The organism is Burkholderia sp. E168m23, assembly GCF_016586125.1.
GTDB lineage: Bacteria > Pseudomonadota > Gammaproteobacteria > Burkholderiales > Burkholderiaceae > Burkholderia > Burkholderia orbicola.
In genome coordinates this window covers 1-559 of record NZ_BCPP01001698.1, presented here as the reverse complement: position 1 = coordinate 559, position 559 = coordinate 1, and the positions used below count along the sequence as shown (strand labels likewise).

Here is a 559-nt window from a genome sequence, read left to right as displayed (position 1 = left end):
TGCGCGTGCGCACGTCGGCGTCGAACAGCGCATCGATCGTGCGCGGCAGCCGCTGCCGCCAGTTCGGATGGCCGCACGGTGGGCCTGGCAGGTTTGGCTGCGCGTCGAGGGCGAGCAGATCCTCGAGCGGCAGCAGCGCGAGCGGCGACGGGCTGCTTGCGACGTAGCCGAGGATCGCATTCACCGGCGGCATGTCGGTTGGCGGCACCGCGGCGCCTGCCGGCGCGCACCCGGCTGCTTGCAGCGCGCGCCACAGCGCCGCGCGCTCGGCGGCGCGTTCCGCATGCGCGGCGAGCAGTTCGGGAGGCGGCGGAGGCGTCGAGCGATTCGAATCGGGGCGCTGCACGGTGTCGTGACCGTACGCCATGCTTTGCACGATCTCGTCCGAATCGTGCGCGCTCGCGTCGTCCGGCTCTGGCGCGGCGATGTCGCGAGGTTGCGTTTCGTCGCGCCGCTTCGCGGCTTCCGCCTCGGCTGCGACACGCCGCCATCCGAGATCGACGCCGCGCCACCAGCCGGCCACGGTCGGCAAATCGTGCGTCGAGGTCATCGCGATCGC

The 559-nt window shown here is 72.6% G+C and carries 1 protein-coding gene; it reads right to left on the bottom strand.

The genetic code is table 11. The features are described 5' to 3' along the window. The coding region (locus tag JMF90_RS39740) for a 4-alpha-glucanotransferase (RefSeq protein WP_201326619.1) at positions 1-559 on the bottom strand (559 nt) is incomplete at both ends.